Consider the following 18,946-nt stretch of genomic DNA (forward strand, 5'->3'; position numbering starts at 1 on the left):
CGAATCAATCCTCCAGCGGCACGAAGATCCACAGCAGCAAGTACAGCAGCACGCCGCCGCCGGCACAGGTCGTGAGCGCCACGAACACGATGCGCCAGAACCAGGCGGCCAGTCCGCTCAGCCGGGCGAGTCCGCCGCACACACCGCCGATCCAGCGGTCGTCGCGGCTGCGGCGGAAGGTGTTGATCGCGTTCACCACCGGGGCGCCGCTGCCGTTGCCGTGCGGCGTCGCGTACGCATAGGAGGTCGAGCTCGACGACCGGTTGCTGGCGTTCAGCACCCGTTCCTTGGCCTTCGCGAACTCCTCGTCGCTGAGGATGCCGCGTTGATGCAGATCGGCCAGGCGGTTCAGTTCTTCGCTGTCGGACATGGGGGGCTCCTTTCCCGGAGAGTCGTGCATCGGTTGATGCGATGACGTGAAGACTACGGATCCGCCCCGATCGGTGCGAGCCGCGTGCGACCGGCTGCATCTGGGCGCGATGCGGAGCGGCTGAGCCGCGACAGGGCGTTTCCACCCAGGACCGGCGTCGCGCGGCGGACTAGCATTCCGTCCCATGAACCTCGAAACCATCGAACTGCAGACCCCCCAGGCGCCGCGTTTCAGCCTGCTGGTGCTGCATGGCCTGGGCGCCGACGGCAACGACTTCGTCCCCGTGGTCCAGGCCCTGGACCTGTCACCGGTGCTGGCGCTGGGCGGCCTGCGCGTCGTGCTGCCGAGCGCGCCCGAGATCCCGGTCACCATCAACGGCGGCATGCGCATGCGTGCCTGGTATGACATCCGCCATGGCGACCTGAGCCAGCGAGAGGACGCCGACGGCCTGCGCGTGTCGCAGCGCCTCGTCGAGGACCTGATCGCCCGGGAGGAATCCGAATTCGGCATCCCGCCGGAGCGCGTCGTGCTGATGGGCTTCTCGCAGGGCTGCGCGATGACGCTGATGACCGGGCTGCGGTATCCGAAGCGGCTGGCGGGACTGGTCGGTCTGTCCGGCTACCTGCCCGTGCTGGACACGACCGAGACCGAGCGCAACGCCGCCAACGCGGACACGCCGATCTTCCTGGCGCACGGCAGCCACGACGGCGTCGTCGTGCCCGCCCGCGCCCATGCGTCGCTGGCCGAGCTGCGCCGGCTGGATTACGACATCGAGTGGCACGAGTACCCGATGGCCCACGAAGTCGGCATGGACGAGATCCAGGCCCTGCAGGCCTGGCTCGTGAAGACGCTGACCGCGGCGGGAGGTGCCCTGTGACCCGGTCCTTCCTGTCCTCGCTGCCCGCGTTGTCGCTCGCCCTGCTGCCGCTCGCGCCGCTGGCCGCGGCCACGCCTCCGCAAGCCGCCACGCCCGTCGCCGCCGCGGCCGCCACCATCGGCCAGCCCGCCGCCGCCAAGCTGCCGATCACGCACGACATCTACGCCACCTGGCGCAGCATCCAGCACACGCAGCTGAGCCGCGACGGCCAGTGGATCGCCTATGCGCTGGTCGCGCAGGAGGCCGATGGCGAGCTCGTCGTCCGCCACGTCGCCGACGGCCGCGAGTACCGCGCGCCGCGCGGCACCTCGCCGCAGTTCAGCGCCGACGGCCGCTTCGTCGCGTTCGCCGTGCAGCCGGCGCGGGTCGAGCTCGACAAGGCCAAGAAGGACAAGAAGAAGGGCGACGACGCGCCCAAGGCCGGCGCGGCGTGGATGGACCTCGCCACCGGCCAGGTGGAGACCGTCGAGCGCGTGAAGCGCTTCGCCTGGGGCAAGGACGGCGGCCAGCATCTGGCGCTGTTGCTGGAGGCGCCCGTCAAGAAGGACGCGTCCAAGGACGGCGCCAAGGACACCAAGTCATCGGCGACGAAGCCCGATGTCGACCGTGATCCCGAGGATCTCCTCGACCAGGAAGCCCCCGCCGAGGGCGGCGGTCCGTCCGCGAAGAAGGCGCCGGGCAACGACCTGCTGCTGATCGCCGCGGAGACGAAGCAGCGCAACACCTTCAAGGACGCCTCGGACTTCGCCTGGAACAACGGCGGCACGCTGCTGGCCTACGTGGTCTCCGTCAAGGAGCCGGCGAAGAAGGAAGCAGCCAAACCCGCCACCCCGGCCGTCCCGGCCGTGCAGCCGCCGGCGGCGTCAGGGGCTTCAGCGGCTTCGGACGCCGCGCCCGCGGCCGTCGCCGAAGCAAGGCCTGCCCCCGACGAGACGACCCGCGAAGGCGTCTACCTCATCGACCCGGCCGCGCCGACGCAGGCGCGCGCGGTGATGTCCGGCGCCGGCAGCTACAAGCAGCTGCGCTTCGACGAGGCCGGCCGTCGCCTCGCCTTCGTCAGCAACCGCGACCATGTCGCCGAGACCAGGGCGGCCGAGAAGGCAGAGAAGGCGAAGAAGGCCGACGACAAGAAGGAGGAGAAGAAGGACGAGAAGGCCGACAAGCCCGATCCGACGCCGTTCAAGCTCTTCCTGTGGAAGGCCGGCCAGGAGCGCGCCTCGGTGCTGGTGAGTGCCGGGACCGCCGGCATGCCCGCCGGCTGGACGCCGAGCGAGCACGCCGCGCTCGCCTTCAGCAAGGACGGCCAGCGCCTGTTCCTCGGCACCGCCGAACTCCCCGCGCCCGAACCGAAGGACGCGCCCGAGCCGATGAAGGTCGACCTCTGGCACTGGAAGGATCCGGAGCTGCAGTCGGCGCAGAAGGCCAAGGCCGAACGCGAACGCGCGCGCAGCTACCGCGCCGTCGTGCACCTGGGCAACGACGTCGACGCGGCGCGCTTCGTCCAGCTCGCGACGAAGGACCTGCCCACGATCCAGGTCAACGAGAACGCCACCGTCGCGCTCGGCCTGAGCGAGCTGCCGTACCGCCAGCTGATGTCGTGGGAAGGCGCCTACATGGACGCCTATGCCGTCGACCTGAACACCGGCGCGGCCAGGCCCCTCGCCCGCAAGCTGCGCCACGCGCCGACGCTCTCGCCGGCTGGCCGCTACGTGTTGGGCTTCGACGCGACGGCCGTGCGCTGGATGGCCTGGCGCACCGACACCGCCGCCGCCATCGACCTGACCGGCAAGATCAAGTCGCGCTTCGACAACGACGACCGCGACGTGCCCGACCTGCCCTCGCCCTACGGCAGCGCCGGCTGGACCGCCGACGACGACAGCGTCGTCGTCTACGACAAGTTCGACCTCTGGGCCGTGCAACCGGCCACCGGCCAGTCCCGCAACCTCACGCAGGGCTGGGGCCGCAAGCAGCAACTGCAGCTGCGCGTGGTGCCGCTCGACCCCGAGGACGCCGACAGGAAGCCGCTGCCCGCCGACGCGTTGACACTGGCCGGCACGCACGACATCACGCGCGCCAGCGGCTACTACCGCGTCGACGCGACCGGCGGCGCACCCAAGGCCCTGATCCAGGACGACCGCATGATCGGCGGCCTCATCAAGGCCAAGGACGCGGACCGCATCGTCTTCACGCAGCAGACCTTCACGCAGTTCCCGGACCTGTGGACGTCCACGCTCGCCTTCCAGCAGCCGCAGCAGATCAGCGACGCCAACCCGCAGCAGTCGCGTTATGCATGGGGCACGCAGGAACTGGTCGAGTACACCGCCGCCGACGGGAAGAAGCTGCGCGCGCTGCTGGCCAAGCCGCCCGGCTTCGACCCGAAGAAGCAGTACCCGATGATGGTCTACATCTACGAGAAGATGACCGACAACCGGTACCGCTACATCCCGCCGGCGCCGTCGCAGAACATCAACGTCTCGCGCTACGTCAGCAACGGCTACCTGGTGCTGCGTCCGGACATCGTCTACACGACCGGCCAGCCGGGCAAGAGCGCGATGAACACGGTGATGCCGGCGATCCGCCAGCAGATCGCCAAGGGCTACGTCGATCCGAAGCGCGTCGGCATCCAGGGTCACAGCTGGGGCGCGTACCAGATCAACTACCTGATCACGCACACCAGCCAGTTCCGCGCGGCGGAGGCCGGAGCGTCGATGGCCAACATGGTCAGCGGCTACGGCGGCATCCGCTGGGGCGCGGGCATCAGCCGCGCCTTCCAGTACGAGCATGGCCAGAGCCGCATCGGCGCCACGCCGTGGGAGCGTCCGGACCTGTACCTGGAGAACTCGCCGATCTTCCGCGTCGACAAGGTCACCACGCCCTACCTGACGATCCACAACGACGAGGACGACGCCGTGCCCTGGTACCAGGGCATCGAGTTCTTCACCGCGTTGCGCCGCCTCGGCAAGGAGGCCTACTGGTTCAACTACAACGGTGAGAAGCACGGCCTGCGCGAGCGCGACAACATGAAGCACTACACCGTGCACATGGCCGAGTTCTTCGATCACTACCTGCTCGGCAGCCCGCGCCCGACCTGGATGGACCAGCCGGTGCCGTACCTGGAACGCGGCAAGCGCGACGTGATGGGACAGTTCAAGCCGACGACGACGCCGGAGACCGCTGTTGCCAAGGGTCAGGAATCAACGACGACCACCACCAACGCCAAGTAGTCGTCGTCCACCACGAGCCCCAAGCCGTCGCAAGAACGACGGTCACCGGGGCACGCACAGGGCTTGGGGTTCGCGGACGCGAGGCCCCATGCCCTGGGAGGGTCCGCGCCCTGAAGGTGGCAGGTGGGCGGTCCCGCCCAACGCCACGGCGCCTCAGCGCAAAGGCTCCGCTTCCTGAGCCGCGCGCCGGGCGCTCTCGATGCGCTCCCCGATCGACGGATGCGTCGCGAGCAGGCCGCTCAGGCTGTCGACACGCCCTTCGCGCCGCATCTCCCCCAGCACTTTGCCCCAGGCCCCGACCAGGGTCTCATTGGGCAGATGTTCGCGCAGGATCAGGCGTTGCGCCTCGGCATCGGCGTCGCCCTCCGCGTCCGCGGTATAGCGCATCGTGTGCGTCGAGGTCAGCAGGGTGCCCGCCACCGACGGGAAGTCGCCCATCACCAGGCCCGTGACCGACAGCAACCCCGCCCCCTGCACCAGTTGGCGCATCGCATGGCGGTGCTTCACGTGCCCGGCTTCATGGCCCAGCACGGCGATCAGTTCATCGTCGTTCAGCAGCTCCGCGAGGCCGTCGAAGACGAAGATCGTGCCGTTGGGCAGCGCCATCGCCTGCGAGCCCTTGTGGTCGCCCTGGCGCGCGAAGCGCACGTCGAACCTCATGCCCGGGAACACGCGACCGGCGACATCGGCGAACCGGGCGCGGATCGCCTGCCGGCGTTCCATCGGCAGCTGCGACGGCCTCAGCCAGGTGGCCGCGAGCCGCTCTTCCACCTGCAGTCCGACGGCTTCGTCGAGCTGCTTCGGCATCAGCGGCAGCGCGGCACGCGCCAGCAGGCCCACGCCCTGGCGGTCGAACCACACCACCAGCGCCACCAGCGCCACCAGGGCGCACACGGCCAGGCTCCAGCTGCCGATGACCTGCGAGAGCAGCGATTGCCCGCCGAGCACCCGTCCCATCGCGCTGTCCGCCGGGAGCCAGACCGTGCCCCCGTCGGGCAGGCCGACCGGCGTCGGGCGGTCGCGCCACCATTCGCCGACCTGCAGCGCCTTGCGCGCATAGCGGCGCAGGCCCGGCATCGACGGCCGCGACGCGGCCAGCTCGGCTTCCGACGGCATCGACGACGAGGACTGTGGCCGGGGCGGCCACGGCATGAACTCGAAGTGGTTGCCGCTCAGGCGGACGCGCACGTCCTGCGGCCGGTTGTCGACGCCGTCGAACCAGCGGGCGGTGGCGGTATGGATCTTCGGCCTCATGCGACGTCCCGCGGGCTCACCAGCCGACATCCAGGCCGAAGGTGTCGCCGGTGCCGTCGGCGACCGGACCGCGGGCGGGCCCCGGTCCGCGCCGCGGCGGCGCCTGCACGACGATGCCACCGACCGGCGCGTCCGTCATCACGCTCATGCCCTCGATGCGCAGCTTGGCGACGCGCACGGCCAGGAACGGCCAGTAGAGGCCTAGCGTCAGCACGGTCAGCAATCCCTGGCCGAGCACGGTCTTGAGGAGCGCCACCCCGGAGACGTCGGACGCGAACTCGATGCCACCCGCCAGCCGGGTGTTGCTCCAGACCACCTGCTGCAGCCGCGCGATGTAGATCGGCCAGGCACAGGCCCAGGCCACGACCACCGCCACCAACGGCAGCGCGGTACGCAGCCCTTCAGGCGGCGCGCCCGCGGCGAGCTTCCAGCCCAACGACACACCGGCCCCCATCAGTGCGGTCACCACGCCGGCGGCGATCAGCGCGCCGCCCACCCGCAGGTAGAGGCCGTAGAAGGCTTCCACCGGCAGATGGAAATTGAAGGCGAGTGCACCGTAGCGCGCGTGCCGATGCTGGAACTGCCGCAGTCGCCCATGGGCGATCGGAATCAGCAGCGCGGCCGTGAGGCCGATGAAACCGCTCACCCACGGCCCCAGGGCCGGCCCCAGGCTGACGAGGAACGCGACCAGCGTCCATGCCACGAGCAGCGGCAGGCAGGAGGCGTAGGCCGGCACGGCCACCGGCTGGAAGCCGAAGCGCAGGCCGCGCCAGCTGAGGTTGCCCAGCTTGAAGCGCTGGGCGCCTGCGAACAGCATCGGTCCCAGCACATAGAGCGCCGCGAGCGCGGCCACGCCGGCGGCGAGGGACCAGTCGAACGCGTGGACGCAGACGAGCAGCAGCGCGAGCGCCAGCACGCGGCCGACGAGGATGCGACGCGGGTCGCCGTGGAAGTCGAAGGGCTCGCCGGCCAGCAGCGTGTGCCGCGCGAACCAGCGCGCCTTCCGGCGCTTCGCCCAGGCGGAATAGACGCCCAGTGTCGCCAGGGTCAGCAGCGTGTTGACGATCCAGACGCGGAAGTAGTCGGCGCCGGTGCCGGTGAACTCGAGCCGCCACGCGTGCCGCCTGGTGACGGGCGTGTCACGCGCGGGGGTCGCTGCCGGCGATCCGGCCGTCGACCCGGCAGGCGAGGCCGGAGAGGATGCGGGAGAGGCGGCGGCCATGGCGCCGGCCGGCCGCGCGGCGGCCGCCGCGCGCACCGATGCCGGCCCGCGCGCAGGCGCAGGCGTCGGCGCCTTCGGCACCAGCGTCAGCTCGGTGTTGCTCTCGATCAATCCCTCGGACTCCTGGGCTCTTGCGGCCCGGGCGAGAGTCTACTAAAGCGCCCCGGCGCCCAGCTGTCCCCGGACGAGCGCGTGATGCCGGGCGTCAGCCGGTTCGAACAGCACCACGAGCGCCGCCATCAGCGCGCGGGCCTTGTCCGAGTTGTCGCCCTCGTAGTTGCAGACGTAGACGTCCAGCGTCACGGACGCGATCTCCGGCCAGGTGTGCAGCGCCACGTGCGATTCGGCCAGCAGCAGCATGCCGGTGATGCCGCCCGGCTGGCCGTCCGGCGCGTCCGGGAAGCGGTGCCAGTGTTCGCCGACGACGGACAGGCCCGCCGCGTCGGCAGCGGCACGCACCGCACGGGCAAGACCTGACCCGTCCGTCAGCAGGGCGTCATGGGCGCAGCCGGCCAGGTCGGCGGTGAGATGCAGGCCGTTCATTGGCGGGCAGTGTAGAGGCAGGACTTCGGCGGTCGGGGCGTTGGCCGCCAATGGCTTCCTGCGGCGGCCTGGGACCGGATCAGGCGGACGGGTGTTGTTCGGCGCCGGCCTCGGAGAGGAGCGCGTGGCAACGCTCTTCGTGCAAGGTGATCTCTTCGAGCGTGATCTCGATGTCGTTCAGCTGCTGCTGGAGCTGGCGGCGGTGCTGCTCGAGGACGCCGAGGAAGGCCCGCGCCTGCGGCACCGTGTCCGACTGGTTGTCGTACATGTCGACCAGCTGCTTGATCTCCTGCAGCGACAGGCCCAGCCGCTTGCCGCGCAGCGTCAGCTTCAACCGCGTGCGATCGCGCTGCGTGTACACCCGGTTGCGGCCGGCGCGGGCCGGCGTCAGCAGGCCCATGTCCTCGTAGAAGCGGATCGCACGCGGCGTGATGTCGAACTCGGCGGCCAGTTCAGTGATCGTGAACAGCGGCCCCGCGTCGTCGCCGGCCTCGGGCAGCGCGTCCTCGGGCAGGTCATCGGCCGGGGTCGGGCGGGAAGAGGGGCTCATGGCTACACTGGCAAATGACGTTGACGTAAACGTAAGTCTAAAGCCATGGCCAACCCTCGCGAATCGGAACTCTCCTACCCCCTGGGCGACACGCTGCCAGGCCCCGGCGAGGCGTTGGACCTGCTGCCCGGCGTGCGCTGGGTGCGGATGGGCCTGCCCTTCGCGCTGGACCACATCAACCTCTGGCTGCTGCGCGACGTGCTGGACGGCCGCGAGGGCTGGACCATCGTGGACTGCGGCATCCACAACGACACCACCAAGGCGAACTGGGAGCGCGTCTTCGCCGAGCGCCTGGACGGCCTGCCGGTGCTGCGCGTGATCGTCACGCACATCCATCCCGACCACCTGGGGCTGGGACACTGGCTGACCGAGAAATGGCAGTGCCGGCTGTGGATCAGCGCGACCGACTACCAACTCGCGCGCGTCGCGTCCTCGTCGACGGTCGGCCTGGGCGGCGAAGCGGCGGCGGCGTTCTTCGCCAGCCATGGCTTGAGCGATCCCGCCGCGCTCGACAAGATCCGCGGCCGCGCCAGCTACTACCCGAGCATGGTGCCGGCGATCCCGGCGGCGTTCCGCCGGCTCATGGACGGCATGACGGTGCGCATCGGCGACCACGACTGGCGCTGCCTGGTCGGGTACGGCCACGCGCCCGAGCACATCAGCCTGTTCAGCGGGACACAGGCGGAAGGGCAAGGCGTGATGATCTCCGGCGACATGATGCTGCCGAGGATCTCGACCAACATTTCAGTGCTCGACGTGGAGCCGGAGGCCGATCCGCTGCAGCTGTACCTGGACTCGATCGAGCGGCTGACCGCGCTGCCGGCCGACACGCTGGTGCTGCCCGCGCATGGCAAGCCGTTCCGCGGCCTGCATGCGCGCATCGACCAGCTGCAGGAACACCATCGGGAACGTCTGGCGGAAGTGCTCGAGGCCTGCACCGCGAAGCCCTGCCACGCCGCCGAGCTGCTGCCGATGATGTTCCGCCGGCCGCTGGACCTGCACCAGACGACCTTCGCAATGGGCGAGGCGGTGGCGCATCTGAACCGCCTGTGGCTGGGTGGACTGCTGCGACGCACGCTGGACGACGACGGGATCCACCGCTTCTCGGCTTGAAGGCCTGAGGATTTGAGATCGCCGCGCCATCCCGGCCCGGGCAGACGAAACACCTGACCCCAGAAAGACAGTCGCCGCCGCCCCGGTCACGGGACGGCGGCGCTGCGCCTTTTTTGCATCAGCTTGTCGGCTCTGAGCGCGGGTTGTCCGGACGCAGCCTGACGGCTGGGGAACCCTGTGCGCCGCCGGGAGCGGAACGCGGGAGGAAGTTCTGACTCAGATGCGAGTGATGACAGCAAACCTCAGTGTGCAACGCCACTCAAATCAGCTACAAGCCCCCTGAAGGGGGAACGCTCTGAAACGTAGCGGTACCACGCCCGTTTGCCCCCTCTCCCGCTTGCGGAAGAAGGTTGGGGGAGGGCCCGCGGCGGTGACAGTCCCTGCCTTCTTACGCCTCGTCCATCAGCGGCAACACCGCCTGCTTGAGGCGGTCGCGCGCGAGCTCGTAGTCGGGGAACACGGACCTCACCACCGCCCAGAAACGCGGGCTGTGGTTCATCTCCTTGAGGTGCGCGAGCTCATGCGCGACGACGTAGTCGATCAGCGCCGGCGAGAAGTGGATCAGGCGCCAGTTGAGCCGGATCATGCCGTCCGCGCTCGCGCTGCCCCACCGCGTCTGCGCGGAGGACAGTCTCAGCCCGGTCATCGTGACGCCGAGCGGTCCGGCGAAGTGCCGGCAGCGCTGTTCGAAGCGCTGCCGCGCCTGACGCTGCAGCCAGGCCTGCACCGTGTCGCGGATCTGGTCGGGCGTCGCGTCCTGCGGCAGACCGAGGTAGAGCATGCGGCGCGGCACGGTGGCCAGCGTCGGTTGCGGATCGGACTGCCCTTCGTCGAGCCGGGCCCCCGTCAGCGACGGATCCAGCACGACGATCAGCGGTTCGCCCAGGTATGGCAGGCTGCAGCCGTCGCCCCAGTGGACGCGCGCCGCCTGCGTGCGCCGCGCGCGTTCGCGCTGCTCGACGAGCTTGCGCAGGATCCACTCGCCCTTCTGCTGCAGCGCCTTGTCGATGTCGCCCAGCGGCACCCACTTCGGCGCCGACACGCGCAGGCCATCCTCGCTCACGGTGAAACCGATGCTGCGGCGCCGGGCGCGCTTGAGCTCGTACGGGATGGACTGCCCCTGGAGCAAGACCTGGCGCGTGGACGCGCCGACGTCACCGCGGGAACGCGGCGTCGGGGCGATGGGATCCGGCGCAGGAAGCGGGGGGCGGGCTGGGGCTCGGTGTCGAACAGCGACAACTGCGTGAAGTTGTTCAGCAGTGCGCCCAGTCCCCGCAGCTTGGAAGGCAGCATGGGCTGCGAGTGTAATCAGGCGGCGGCCGGCGCGGGTGGCGGCGCGGGGGAGCCGGCGGGGCGGGCGGTGCGGGGGACACCTCGCCCGACACGACCGCCGGATAGGCCGCGGGGTCGAGCACCCGCATCTCGGCCTCGATCCAGGCCTGCACTTCCTTCATCAGCTCGGCCGGGGCGCGACCGGTGCTGGGGATCATCGGGCCGATGGACACGTCGATCGTGCCAGGTTTCAACAGGAAGCTCTTGCGCGGCCAGCAGGTCGCGGAATTCATCGCGATCGGCACCACCGGCACGCCGGTCTCGACCGCCAGGCGCGAGCCGCCGGTCTTGTAGTCGCCGGCCTTGCCGCGCGCCACGCGCGTGCCTTCCGGGAACATGATGATCCAGTTGCCCAGCGCCGCGATCCGCTTGCCCTGAGCGGCCACCTTGTTCCAGGCCTCGCTGCGCTTGCTGCGGTCGATGTGGATCATGTCCAGGCGTGCCATCGACCAGCCGAAGAACGGGATGTAGATCAGCTCGCGCTTGAACACGTAGGCCAGCGGCCGCGGCATCAGCATCGGGTAGGCGAAGGTCTCCCAGGTCGACTGGTGCTTGGACAGCAGGATGACCGACTGCTTCGGATCGGTGGGCAGGTGCTCCATGCCGCGCACGCGCCAGTGCACGCCGCAGATGAGCTTGGCGCCCCAGATCGCGATACGCAGCCAGGTGGCGCACATCCAGTACAGCTGGGTGCTGTTCAGGAACAGCGAGCAGAGCACCACCGCGCTGCCCCAGGGGATGACGGTGACGATGAGGTAGAGGACAAAAACGATGGAACGCAGCACAGTGATGAGCATCGGCATCAGCCCAGTTCTCCAGGGGCGGTATCGGGTTCGGCGGATTCGCCTCGCGCTTCGGCGCGGGCGCGGCGTTCCGCGTGGATGAGGGTTTCGGCGAAGGCCGTCAGGTCCTGGTGCACGCGCGAGCCCGGCACGAGCGCGATCTGCTCCTGCAGCTGCGCCTCCTCGACGCCGGCGAGCCGGTCGCCGCGCACCAGGTGCGGCACGCAGCCGGCGTTGTGCGCGGTCTGCAGGTCGCGCACGCTGGCACCGACCATGTGCACGTGCTTGAGGTCCACGCCGAAGCGTTCGCCGATCTGTTCGATCAGGCCCGGCAGCGGCTTGCGGCAGTTGCAGTTGTCTTCCGGCGCGTGCGGGCAGAAGAACGCGGCATCGAGCCGGCCGCCCTTCTCCGCCAGCAGTTGGTTGAGCCGCAGGTGGACGGCGTTCAGCGAGGCCATGTCGATCAGCCCGCGACCGATGCCGGGCTGGTTGGTGGCCATGACGGTGTGCCAGCCGGCGTGGTTGAGCCGCGCGACGGCCTCGAGCGCGCCGGGCAGCGGCTCGAGTTCCTCGGGCGACTTCACGTGGTCGTCGCGGTAGCGGTTGATCGTGCCGTCGCGGCCCAGGATCACCAGCTTCATGCCGTGCGGATGGTCGGACCGGTTAGGCATCGTGATCTCCCGTGAACTGCGCGTGGACGCCGATGAGCAAGACGGTCAGACGGCCAGGCGCGACAGGTCGGCCACGCGGTTCATCGCCTCGTGCAGCTGCTTGAGCAGCGCCTGGCGGTTGGCGCGCAGCGCGGGGTCCTCGGCGTTGACCATCACGTCGTCGAAGAACGCGTCGACCGGCGCCTTCAGCGCGGCCAGCGCCTTCAGCGAACCGGCGTAATCGTGCTGTTCGAACAGCGCGTCGGCCTGCGGCTTCACGCCGGCCAGCGCGTCGGCGAGCGCCTTCTCGGCGGCCTCGGTCAGCAGCGCAGGCTTCACGTCGGTCGGGAGCTCGCCCTCGACCTTCTTGAGGATGTTGCCCACGCGCTTGTTGGCCGCGGCCAGCGAGGCCGATTCCGGCAGCGCCGCGAAGGCGCGCACCGCGCCCAGGCGCTTGGGCACGTCGCCCAGGCGGGCCGGGTTCAGCGCCAGCACCGCGTCGACCTCCTGGGCGCTGTAGCCCTGGTCGCGCAGGCTGACCGCCAGGCGGTCGGCGAAGAAGCCCAGCAGCGGCTCGCTCGGGTCCTGGATCAACTCGCCGAAGGCGGGCAGCGCGCCCTCGATCAGTTCCGGCAGCGACAGGTGCATGTGGTTCTCGACCAGGATGCGGATCACGCCCAGCGCATGGCGGCGCAGCGCGAACGGGTCCTTGTCGCCGGTGGGCAGCTGGCCGATGCCGAACAGGCCGACCAGCGTCTCCAGCTTGTCGGCCAGCGCGACGACGGTGCCGGTGTGGTTGCGCGGCAGCGCATCGCCGGCGAAGCGCGGCTTGTAGTGGTCCTCGATGGCCTTGGCGACGCCGTCGCGCAGGCCTTCATGGCGCGCGTAGTAGCCGCCCATGATGCCCTGCAGCTCGGGGAACTCGCCGACCATGTCGGTCAGCAGGTCGGTCTTGGCCAGCAGCGCGGCTTCCTTGACCTTGCTGTCGAGCATGTCGAACTCGTCCTTGGCTTCCGCCGTGTACGGGTGCTGGGCCATGCGCAGCTGGTTGACGATGGCGTGCGCGATCGCGCGGACGCGTTCGGCGCGGTCGCCCTGGCTGCCGAGCTTGCCGTGGTACACGACCTTGCCCAGGCCGTCGACGCGCGAGGCCAGCGTCTTCTTGCGGTCCTGGTCGAAGAAGAACTTCGCATCGGCCAGGCGCGGGCGCACGACGCGCTCGTTGCCCTCGACGACCTTGGAGGCGTCGTCCGGATGCACGTTGCTCACGACCAGGAAACGGTGCGTCAGCTTGCCGTGGCCGTCCAGCAGCGGGAAGTACTTCTGGTTGGCCTTCATCGTCAGGATGAGGCACTCCTGCGGCACGGCCAGGAACTCGGGCTCGAACTGGCACGAGAGCACGTTGGGCAGCTCGACCAGCGCGGTGACTTCGTCCAGCAGCTCGGGGGCGTCGATCGGCGTCAGGCCCAGCGGCGCGGCCTGCGCCTGCAGCTGGCGCACGATGTCGTTGCGGCGCTGCTCGAAGGACGCGATCACGCGGCCTTCCTCGCGCAGCTGCTGCTCGTAGGTGTCGGCGTTCCTGATCTCGATCGAGGCGACCGTCGTCTCGAAGCGGTGGCCGCGCGTCGTGCGGCCGGAGGTCAGGCCCAGCGCGGCGACTTCGACCAGCTCATCGCCATGCAGCGCGATCAGGCCGTGGGCGGGGCGGACGAACTTGACGTCGCTCCAGCCGTCGGCCAGCTGATAGGTCATGACCTTGGGGATCGGCAGCTTCGCCAGCGCTTCGTCCAGCGCCTTCTGCAGGCCGTCCTTCAGCGTGACGCCGGCGACGACGGTGTCCAGGAACAGCGCCTCGGCCTTGCCGTCCGGCGCACGCTTCAGGCTGGGGACGACCGACGCGTCCGCGCCGACCGAGGCCAGCTTCTTGAGCAGCGCGGGGGTCGCATTGCCCGACGCGTCCAGCGCGACGGCGACCGGCATCAGCTTCTGCTGCACGGCGCGGTCGGCGGCCTTGGCACCGACACCGGTCAGGTGCACGGCCAGGCGGCGCGGCGTGGCGAAGGCGGTCACCGCGGCACCCGCGTCCGCGAGGCCCTGCGCCTTCAGCGAGTCGGCCAGGACGGACGAGAACGCCTCGCCCAGCTTCTTCAACGCCTTGGGCGGCAGTTCCTCGACAAACAGTTCGACGAGCAGGTTCTTCGTGGTCATGCTGGGGTGTTCCTCGTCGTCTCAGGCGGCGGTCTTCTTTTCAGAAGCCTTGTCGGCCTTGGCGGCCGCCTCGGCGCTCTTCTTCTCGATCTGCGCGATCACCTCGTCCGCCCAGTCCTTGGGCGCCATCGGGAAGCCGAGCCGCGCACGGCTGTCCAGATAGCTCTGCGCCACGGCGCGCGCGAGGTTGCGGATGCGGCCGATGTAGGCGGCGCGCTCGGTCACGCTGATCGCGCCGCGCGCGTCCAGCAGGTTGAAGGTGTGGCCGGCCTTGAGCAGTTGCTCATACGCGGGCAGCGCCAGGTGCGCGTCCATCAGGTCCTTGGACTTGCGCTCGTACGCGCCGAAGGCGTTCAGCAGGAAGTCGACGTCGCTGTGCTCGAAGTTGTAGGTCGACTGCTCGACCTCGTTCTGATGGAACACGTCGCCGTAGGTCAGGCCGTCGGTGTAGACCAGGTCGTACACCGATTCCTTGCCCTGCAGGTACATCGCCAGGCGTTCGAGGCCGTAGGTGATCTCGCCGGTGATGGGCTTGCAGTCGATGCCGCCGACCTGCTGGAAGTAGGTGAACTGCGTCACCTCCATGCCGTTGAGCCAGACCTCCCAGCCCAGGCCCCAGCAGCCGAGGGTCGGGTTCTCCCAGTCGTCCTCGACGAAGCGGACGTCGTTCTTCTTCAGGTCGAAGCCCAGCGCCTCCAGCGAGCCGAGGTAGAGCTCCAGGATGTTGGCCGGCGCGGGCTTGAGCACGACCTGGAACTGGTAATAGTGCTGCAGGCGGTTCGGGTTCTCGCCGTAGCGGCCGTCCTTGGGACGGCGGCTGGGCTGGACGTAGGCGGCCTTCCAGGGCTCGGGACCGAGCGCGCGCAGGAAGGTCGCGGTGTGGCTGGTGCCCGCGCCGACTTCCATGTCGTAGGGCTGCAGCAGGGCACAGCCCTGCTGGGACCAGTACTCCTGCAGGCGGAGGATCAGTTGCTGGAAAGTCAGCATAGGGACGTCGGGCCGTCGGCGGGCGCGTTGGGGAAAACCGACCGATTCTATGTGCGCCCCGGGCCGCGCACGGGCGTCGCGTCGCGAGGTCGCGCCCGGTCAGCCGAAGCGCTTCAGCCCGAACGCGAGCGGGCCGGACGGCGAGGCGCCAGCACCGGCAGCACGCCGAGCGCGGCCAACGCCCACAAGGGCCACAGGCCGAGCATCGCCAGCCACCGCGCGTACGGCGTGACGCCGCTGCGGCCCTCGACGCTCACCTCGAGCACGCCGGCCTGTTCCGCCGGCAGCCGCTCGCGCACGCGGCCGAGGTGGTCGACGTGCGCGGTCGCGCCGGTGTTGGTCGCGCGCACGACCGGCCGCTGGAACTCCAGCGCCCGCATTTGCGAGAACTGCAGATGCTGGTCCTGCACCATGCGCGGACCGAACCACGCCAGGTTGCTGACGTTCACGAACACCGTCGCGGCCGGCCCGCCGTTGTCCAGCGCGCTGGCGACGATGTCCTCGCCGAACAGGTCCTCGTAGCAGATCAGCGGCCGCAGCCGCTGGCCCGCGAAGGGCAGCGCGCCCTCGTGCGTGCCGCTCGCCTGGTCGTCCAAGGGGATGTTCATCGCCTTGACGAACCAGTGGAAGCCGGGCGGGATGTACTCGCCGAAGGGCAGCAGGTGGCGCTTGCCGTAGTCGTAGCGCTGCGCGAAACCGAGGCCCACCAGCGAGTTGACGAAGCCGTCGGTCGAATTGCCCAGGAAGGTGCCGAGCAGCAGCGGCCGGGTCTCGGCATCGCGGCGCAGGCGCTCGACGTGTTCCTCGTCGAGGAAGGCCAGCGGCACCGGCAGCACCGACTCCGGCGTGATCACGACCTGACCCCGCGCGGAGCGGATCAGCGCGATCAGCTGGTCGAGGTTCTGGTCGAAACGCTCGCGATCGAACTTCTGGTCCTGCGGGATGTTGGGCTGCACCAGCGACATCGTCAGGGTGCCGGTGGACCGGGTGAAGTCCTGCGGCAGGAACTGCCCCGCGACGACCCCGGCGACGAGCACGGCGAACATCGCCCAGCGCCGCAGCGCCAGCGCCGCGGCCGCGAGCGCCGCCAGCGCGGTGATGCCGTAGACGCCGACGTAGGGGGCGAACGCGGCCAGCGGGCCCTGCGCATGCGCGTAGCCGCTGGCGATCCACGGGAAGCCGGTCAGGATGGTGGCGCGGGCGAGTTCCGCTCCCAGCCACAGCCCGGCGAAGGCCAGCGCCCGTCGCCACGGCGCGGCGCCGGCGGACCAGCGCGCGGCCAGCCCCATGCCGGCGGCGTAGTAGAGGGACAGGAACAGCGCCAGCGCCAGCACCGCGAGCGCGGACACGACCGCGGGTAGGTGCCCGAAGTCGTGCATGCTGATGTAGAGCCACCACAGTCCCGAGGCCAGCCAGCCGACGCCGAACAGCGCGCCGGTCAGCGCGGCGCGTCGCGGCCGCAGGCCGTCGCAGGCCCAGATCAGCCAGGCGAGCGCGAGCGGCTGCAGCCACCAGGCGGGGCTGGGCGAGAACGAAGCCGTCTGGAGAACGCCCGCGACGAGCGCCAGCGCCGGGTGGCCGAGCCAGGCCCGCCATCCCTGGCGGACCGCCCGGCCCGGACCACCGGACCGGTCCGGTCCGTCGAACGACACGCCGCGGCGCATCAGCCGCTGTGGTCGTCGGCCTCGGAGGCCGGCGCGCGGGTCACCTTGAACCAGCGCACGGCGCCGCCGCGGTTGATCATCACCGAGAAGCGCAGGCCGGCCACCTCGACGGTCTCGCCGCGGCGCGGCACGCGGCCGTGCTCGTGCGCGACCAGGCCGCCGATGGTGTCGAAGTCGGCCACCGACAGCGACAGCCCGAAGGACTCGTTGACCGCGGCCACGTCGGCGTCGCCGGCGACGCGGTAGCTGCCGTCGGCCAGCGTGTAGATGCCGGCGTCGCCGTCGCCGACGTCGAATTCATCCTCGATCTCGCCCACGATCTCCTCGAGCACGTCCTCGATGGTGATCAGCCCCGCCGTGTTGCCGAATTCGTCGATGACGATGGCAAGGTGGTTGCGGTTGGAGCGGAAATCGCGCAGCAGCTCGTTCAGGCCCTTGCTCTCGGGCACGAAAACTGCCGGGCGCAGGAGGGCGCGCAGGTTCAGTTCCGGCGCGCGCTGGAGCTTGAGCAGGTCCTTGGCGAGCAGGATGCCGATGATGTTGTCGCGCTGGCCGTCGTAGACCGGGAAGCGCGAGTGACCGGTGTCGATGACGTTGGCCAGCAGGTCGTCGGGGGCCCACTGGATGTCCAGCAGGTCCATCCGCGGCGCGGCGACCATCACGTCGCCGGCGCTGAGTTCGGCCATCCGCAGGACGCCCTCGAGCATCTGGCGCGATTCGGGCGCGATCAGATCGCGCTCCTCCGCTTCGGCGAAGTTCTCGATCAGTTCGCTGGTCGAGTCGGGGCCGGGGTGCAGGAATTCAAGCACGCGATCGATGAGGCCGCGTGGGTCGTTGCCACGCCCGCCATGTTTGGCGGGCCGACTAGGCTGGGGTTCAGACACTGAGGTGTGTGCCGTCGTTGAGGAGGCGCCAGAATAACCGATTGACATTGACATTCGCTTGAAACACAGTCATCCGCCCTCAGTTAGCGGGCCCAGGCTTCCTTACAGATTGGTCTTCCATCATGTCGTCCCCTGATACCGCCTCGCAGACGCCCACTCCGGCGCCCGCCTCGGCCCTGATCCCCGCCACCATCCTCACGGGCTTCCTGGGCTCGGGCAAGACCACGCTGCTCAAGCGCGTGCTGACCGAGGCGCACGGCCAGAAGATCGCCGTCATCGAGAACGAGTTCGGCGAGGAGAACATCGACAACGACATCCTCGTCAGCGAGACCCAGGAGCAGATCATCCAGCTGAGCAACGGCTGCGTCTGCTGCACCATCCGCGAGGATCTGCGCACCACGCTGGCCGACCTGGCCGCGAAACGGCGCAAGGGCGAACTCGATTTCGAGCGCGTCGTCATCGAGACCACCGGCCTGGCCGACCCCGGTCCGGTCGCGCAGACCTTCTTCATGGACGACGAGATCGCGGAGACCTTCCTGCTGGACTCGATCCTGACCCTGGTCGACGCCAAGCACGCCAACGACCAGCTCGACACGCGCCAGGAGGCGCGCCGCCAGGTGGGCTTCGCCGACCAGATCTTCCTGAGCAAGACCGACCTGGTCGACGCCGCCGCGGTCGACGCGCTGTCGCACCGCCTCAAGCACATGAACCCGCGCGCGCCGCAATCGAAGGTCCACTTCGGCGAGGTGCCGATCAAGGACGTCTTCGACCTGCGCGGCTTCAACCTGAACGCCAAGCTGGAGATCGACCCGGAGTTCCTGGCCGTGGATGACCACGGACATGACCACGACCACGGTCATTCGCACGACCATGAACATGGCCACGGGCACGACCACGGCCATGAAGGCCACGACCACGCCCCCGGCGAAGCCTGCGACCATCCGCACCACCATCACCACGACGACGACGTCAAGTCCTTCGTCTTCCGCTCGGAGCGGCCGTTCAATCCGGCCAAGCTGGAGGACTTCCTGGGCGCGATCGTGCAGGTGTACGGCCCGAAGATGCTGCGTTACAAGGGCGTGCTGAACATGAACGGCACCGACAAGAAGGTCATCTTCCAGGGCGTGCACCAGCTGATGGGCTCGGATCTGGGCCCCAAGTGGCTGCCGGAAGAAAAGAAGATCAGCAAGATGGTGTTCATCGGCATCGATCTGCCGAAGGACATCCTCATGCAGGGGCTGGAAGGCTGCCTGGCTTAGTGCCACACTGATCCATGGTTCAAGGCC

General features: G+C 69.5%; 16 protein-coding genes. 4 read left to right on the plus strand and 12 right to left on the minus strand.

Annotated elements, in window-relative coordinates; translation table 11 throughout:
• Positions 1-4: 4 nt before the first annotated feature.
• Positions 5-370 (minus strand): PspC domain-containing protein, encoded by a 366-nt coding sequence (locus tag ACQ859_RS29210; protein ID WP_431260456.1) that lies wholly within the window; start codon positions 368-370, stop codon positions 5-7.
• Positions 371-554: 184 nt separating this feature from the next.
• Here ACQ859_RS29210 and ACQ859_RS29215 point away from each other — a divergent pair, with 184 nt between their 5' ends.
• Both ACQ859_RS29215 and ACQ859_RS29220 read left to right on the plus strand, forming a co-directional pair.
• On the plus strand, positions 555-1,247 hold the full coding sequence (locus tag ACQ859_RS29215; protein ID WP_431263915.1) for an alpha/beta hydrolase: 693 nt from the start codon (positions 555-557) through the stop codon (positions 1,245-1,247).
• Complete coding sequence (locus ACQ859_RS29220) at positions 1,244-4,471, plus strand: prolyl oligopeptidase family serine peptidase (RefSeq protein ID WP_431263916.1); 3,228 nt, start codon at positions 1,244-1,246, stop codon at positions 4,469-4,471. Before ACQ859_RS29215 ends, ACQ859_RS29220 begins: the two co-directional genes overlap by 4 nt.
• A 153-nt stretch (positions 4,472-4,624) precedes the next feature.
• Here the strand turns inward: ACQ859_RS29220 and ACQ859_RS29225 are convergent, their stop codons facing one another.
• From ACQ859_RS29225 to ACQ859_RS29240, 4 genes are all read right to left on the minus strand, one after another.
• A complete protein-coding gene (locus tag ACQ859_RS29225) occupies positions 4,625-5,725 on the minus strand; it encodes a M48 family metallopeptidase (protein ID WP_431263917.1) in 1,101 nt (366 codons plus the stop codon).
• A gap of 16 nt (positions 5,726-5,741) precedes the next feature.
• Positions 5,742-7,058, minus strand: a complete 1,317-nt coding sequence (locus ACQ859_RS29230) for a YjgN family protein (protein ID WP_431263918.1) — start codon at positions 7,056-7,058, stop codon at positions 5,742-5,744.
• 42 nt (positions 7,059-7,100) lie between these two features.
• Positions 7,101-7,490, minus strand: coding sequence for an adenosylmethionine decarboxylase (gene speD, locus ACQ859_RS29235; protein WP_431263919.1), 390 nt, complete (start codon positions 7,488-7,490; stop codon positions 7,101-7,103).
• A gap of 79 nt (positions 7,491-7,569) precedes the next feature.
• A complete protein-coding gene (locus ACQ859_RS29240) occupies positions 7,570-8,040 on the minus strand; it encodes a MerR family transcriptional regulator (RefSeq protein WP_431260450.1) in 471 nt (156 codons plus the stop codon).
• A 45-nt stretch (positions 8,041-8,085) separates the two neighbouring features.
• Here ACQ859_RS29240 and ACQ859_RS29245 point away from each other — a divergent pair, with 45 nt between their 5' ends.
• The gene (locus tag ACQ859_RS29245) at positions 8,086-9,153 is read left to right on the plus strand and encodes an MBL fold metallo-hydrolase (protein WP_431263920.1); all 1,068 of its coding nucleotides are present in this window, start codon (positions 8,086-8,088) and stop codon (positions 9,151-9,153) included.
• Positions 9,154-9,541: 388 nt separating this feature from the next.
• Here ACQ859_RS29245 and ACQ859_RS29250 read toward each other — a convergent pair whose 3' ends face one another.
• The 7 genes from ACQ859_RS29250 to ACQ859_RS29280 form a co-directional block, all read right to left on the minus strand.
• Positions 9,542-10,282: a M48 family metallopeptidase gene (locus ACQ859_RS29250; protein ID WP_431263921.1), complete on the minus strand. Its 741-nt coding sequence runs from the start codon at positions 10,280-10,282 to the stop codon at positions 9,542-9,544.
• A gap of 124 nt (positions 10,283-10,406) precedes the next feature.
• Positions 10,407-11,282 carry a lysophospholipid acyltransferase family protein gene (locus tag ACQ859_RS29255; RefSeq protein WP_431263922.1) on the minus strand — a complete coding sequence of 292 codons (876 nt, stop codon included), beginning with the start codon at positions 11,280-11,282 and terminating at the stop codon, positions 10,407-10,409.
• Positions 11,283-11,287: 5 nt separating this feature from the next.
• Positions 11,288-11,938 (minus strand): D-glycero-beta-D-manno-heptose 1,7-bisphosphate 7-phosphatase, encoded by a 651-nt coding sequence (gmhB, locus tag ACQ859_RS29260; RefSeq protein ID WP_431263923.1) that lies wholly within the window; start codon positions 11,936-11,938, stop codon positions 11,288-11,290.
• A 45-nt stretch (positions 11,939-11,983) separates the two neighbouring features.
• Positions 11,984-14,125 carry a glycine--tRNA ligase subunit beta gene (gene glyS, locus ACQ859_RS29265; protein WP_431263924.1) on the minus strand — a complete coding sequence of 714 codons (2,142 nt, stop codon included), beginning with the start codon at positions 14,123-14,125 and terminating at the stop codon, positions 11,984-11,986.
• A 21-nt stretch (positions 14,126-14,146) separates the two neighbouring features.
• Positions 14,147-15,112 (minus strand): glycine--tRNA ligase subunit alpha, encoded by a 966-nt coding sequence (gene glyQ / locus ACQ859_RS29270; protein ID WP_088404700.1) that lies wholly within the window; start codon positions 15,110-15,112, stop codon positions 14,147-14,149.
• 113 nt (positions 15,113-15,225) lie between these two features.
• On the minus strand, positions 15,226-16,776 hold the full coding sequence (gene lnt, locus ACQ859_RS29275; RefSeq protein WP_431263925.1) for an apolipoprotein N-acyltransferase: 1,551 nt from the start codon (positions 16,774-16,776) through the stop codon (positions 15,226-15,228).
• Positions 16,776-17,660 (minus strand): HlyC/CorC family transporter, encoded by an 885-nt coding sequence (locus ACQ859_RS29280; protein WP_431260442.1) that lies wholly within the window; start codon positions 17,658-17,660, stop codon positions 16,776-16,778. The genes lnt and ACQ859_RS29280 overlap by 1 nt, the downstream gene beginning before the upstream one ends.
• Before the next feature lie 122 nt (positions 17,661-17,782).
• Between ACQ859_RS29280 and ACQ859_RS29285 the strand changes: the two genes are divergently transcribed.
• Positions 17,783-18,919, plus strand: coding sequence for a CobW family GTP-binding protein (locus tag ACQ859_RS29285; RefSeq protein ID WP_431263926.1), 1,137 nt, complete (start codon positions 17,783-17,785; stop codon positions 18,917-18,919).
• The last annotated feature ends 27 nt before the right edge of the window (positions 18,920-18,946 follow it).

The organism is Roseateles chitinivorans, from assembly GCF_050632235.1.
Lineage (GTDB): Bacteria > Pseudomonadota > Gammaproteobacteria > Burkholderiales > Burkholderiaceae_C > Roseateles > Roseateles chitinivorans_A.